The following is a 3,289-nucleotide window of genomic DNA, read 5'->3' on the forward strand; positions in this document are numbered from 1 at the left end:
AAGTAACGACGAGCTATCGTTTCGGTCAGCACCACCGAGCGGAGCTGTACTAGAGCCGTCTCAGGGTTCCCGGCAATAAGTGGGAAATCAAAGACCTGAAATACCTCCGGATCGGTTACGTAAGCATGCTTGGGCCGAAATTTTTCATCTTCTACGCGGATGTATTTACGTTCATGGTTCTGGAACCGCACCAGCTTTTCTATTTCCGGTATATCGTTGGGCAACTCATTCACATAATCTACTGGCACCCGCGCCCAATGCACATCGTATTCTCCGCCCGACTCATATTGGTAGGATGCCCGGTAAATCCGCTCAGACTGATTGTGAAAGCTTTCAAAGCTGGTTTCGTAGTGCAGGTAAATCAGAATAAAAATAACCGCAGTAAACCCAATAGTCAAACCCAGCACATTCAGGGAGGCGTACAGAAAGTTTTTCTTAAAACTTCTCAGACTGATTTTTAGGTAATTCTTTAGCATAGCTGGGTTCTGGGGTTTGGGGTTTAGATAATGGATAAGGCAGGAAACTTGGCACGAGGGGCTAGGTGTATGAACTCCCCGTACCAAGCTCTCCGCTCTCAGCATTAATCATTCAAGCAACTGCTAACAGGCAAGTCATCAGGGTAACGATAATAAAAATGAGCAACAGCTTTTTCATACCTGTTTCGTAAAAACATCTTGAATTGACAGTTATTTGAGTCAGTACGAAAGTAGTCAATTCCGAAGAGGAGATGTGCTAACGAAATGTTAAAGCTGGTTAAAAAATGTTAATACAAAATGCCTTCTAGTTTCAGTAGGTGTACTCAAACTCGCTGTCTCCGTTTACTACCTTAACTGGATAATTATGCTGGTTATAAAAATAGTTGGTCTCCACCTCATTGCGGTGAATATCGTGGACATGGTGGTACGATATTGTGTAACCTCCTATAATGTTGTTGGAATTGGTGTACAAACCAGGGTTGCCCAAGGCTCTAAATACAAGAAACGGATTATTTTTGTCATCATACTCGTAAGCGAACTCACTCAGTAACGTTGGCTCATCAGCGAGTGAGTAAGTGTAGTACTTCTCTTCTATTACGTTTCCCCGATCATCGTATTCGTAGGTGTGAAACTGGGTGATTCGCCCCTCCCCATCGTGAATATTTTTTCTGCTGATGTATTCACCATCATAGTCAAAGCTCTGCTTGGAATTAATCACAAAATCACTGCCCTGTTCAGTATAATGTTCTATCTCAGATAACCTGCTTTCCGCATCATAGCTAAAAGTTTGATAGCTGGTGATAATAGGGTTTTCAGAAGTCATCAACTCGGTTTTCTTAATAAACACTCCCGAAGAGAGCGTTGCCGGGTCTATGGCTGATTCGGTTTTGATCAGATGACCTTCGTTATCATATAGGTATCGAACATAGTGAGAGAGGCTCTGCCATTCGGCGATATTTCCCTGTTGGTTGTACTTGTACACCGAAGTTGTGCGTCCATTTGAAACCACTGACTTTATGGCGTACTGATTGGCTTCCCATTCATCTTCTTCGCAGGAGGTGGTGAACAGCAATACTATACCAACAGCGAAAAGATAGTAAATGACTTTTTTCATCGTTTTTGGTGCTCACTGAGCTTATTTTTTATGCCATTGAAAGGTATCCTGAGTAAGGCAGTTAAGCCCAACCATATACTTCAATAGTTTCCTCTAATATACGTAATAGCGCAATTTTAGGTGATCATTATATGGGGTAGAACACAAATATTTCCTCACTAAAATTTATTGAGCCCAATCGGGCAATTGGGGTTGAAGATCCATGAGGGGAACCACAATCAAAAATAAGGTAATGGTAAGTAGAACCACACAGATCAGGTTCAGCCACAATCCGCAGCGTGCCATCTGCGTGAGTGATACTCGTTCGCTGGCAAAAATGACCGCGTTGGTGCCGGTACCGGAGGGCAACATAAAGGCAAAAGAGCAAGCAAACGTAGTCGGTATCATCAGCAGCAGAGGGTTGATTTGGCTGGCGATGGCCAATGCCGCTAACACCGGCAGAAAAATATTGGCCGTTGCGGTATTGGAGTTGATTTCAGTAAGGAAAATCATGAGGCTCACTACCAAGAGCAGAATTATGAGCATAGGGAACTGATTGATAAAAACCAACTGCTGGCCAATCCAATCAGCTAATCCGGTTACCTGAAAACTTTCGGCAATGGCGTAGCCGCCACCGACAATCATGGTCACTCCCCAGGGAATTGTCTTGGCAGATTTCCAGTTGAGCAGCGGAGCCGAGTTAGCCCACTTTCCCGAAGGAATCATGAATAATAGCAGTGCGCCGATCATAGCCACTGTGCTATCGTGGGCATAGGAGGCATATTCGCCTAAAAGGGCACTCCAACCCGGAATCACGATGTTGCCAATCACTAGATCACGCCGAAAAATCCATCCCAATGCCACCAGTATAAAGATGACCAGTACTCGCTGTTCGCCCGACTGCATATTCCCTAATGATTGCAACTCTCTGATGATCACGTCCCGCCCGTTAGGGAAATTACCTTGAATGCGGAAGTAGCGAATGAGATACAGCCAGATGACCGGAAGAAAGATCAGCACCAGAGGAATGCCCACCCGCATCCAGTCGAAAAAACTAATCTCAGGCGCACCAGGAAAGAGTTTTTCAATAATACCTACTAACACTAGATTAGGCGGAGTACCGATCAGCGTAGCAGTGCCCCCAATGCTAGCCGCATAAGCAATGCCCAGCATAAGTGCCAGATTGAAATTATCTGAAGTGTCAGTAGCTCGTCGTTCTTCGTTTTGCTTAATAAGGGCCAGGGCAATCGGCAGCATCAGAAGTACTACCGCCACGTTAGTAATCCACATAGAAAGAACGGCCGTAGCCACCATAAAACTAAGAATAATGCGCCGGTAACTGGTGCCAAATAGTTTAATGATCTCTAGGGCAATACGCTTATGCAGATTTTGCAGCTCAATAGCCTTAGCGATAAAGAACCCTGCCAATAGCATCAGCACGTAGTTATTGCCGTAATTATGGGTCGTTTGGTCGGCAGAGAGAATACCCAACAATGGAAACAATGCTACCGGCACAAAAGCCGTAACGTAGATAGGGATTGCTTCGGTTACCCACCAGGCTGCCATCAGTAAAGCTACCGCGGCGGCACGCTGAGCCGTAATAGTCATGCCTTCGGGGGTAGGCATCAGTAAAATCAGCAAAAACAGAAGAATCCCGGCGGATAATCCTGCTATTTTCTGCGTAGACATAATTTAGGTGGTGTATTGCTTAGCAATATAG

At 44.9% G+C, this 3,289-nt stretch carries 3 protein-coding genes; all 3 read right to left on the minus strand.

Features of this window, described 5'->3' with window-relative positions; all coding sequences use genetic code 11:
• Nucleotides 1-476: ABC transporter permease (locus tag WBA23_RS22855; RefSeq protein WP_424584594.1), on the minus strand; the 476-nt coding region annotated here is incomplete at its 3' end.
• A 310-nt stretch (nt 477-786) separates the two neighbouring features.
• The gene (locus tag WBA23_RS22860) at nt 787-1,590 is read right to left on the minus strand and encodes a hypothetical protein (RefSeq protein WP_424584595.1); all 804 of its coding nucleotides are present in this window, start codon (nt 1,588-1,590) and stop codon (nt 787-789) included.
• Nucleotides 1,591-1,755: 165 nt separating this feature from the next.
• On the minus strand, nt 1,756-3,258 hold the full coding sequence (locus WBA23_RS22865) for an SLC13 family permease (RefSeq protein ID WP_424584596.1): 1,503 nt from the start codon (nt 3,256-3,258) through the stop codon (nt 1,756-1,758).
• Nucleotides 3,259-3,289: the final 31 nt, after the last annotated feature.

This window comes from Tunicatimonas sp., assembly GCF_049647865.1.
In the GTDB taxonomy this organism is placed as follows: Bacteria; Bacteroidota; Bacteroidia; order Cytophagales; family Cyclobacteriaceae; genus Tunicatimonas.

Excerpts from the sequence above, each read along its gene's own strand:
- WBA23_RS22860 (WP_424584595.1), bottom strand. The coding sequence starts at position 1,590 with ATGAAAAAAGTCATTTACTATCTTTTCGCTGTTGGTATAGTATTGCTG.
- WBA23_RS22865 (WP_424584596.1), bottom strand. The coding sequence starts at position 3,258 with ATGTCTACGCAGAAAATAGCAGGATTATCCGCCGGGATTCTTCTGTTT.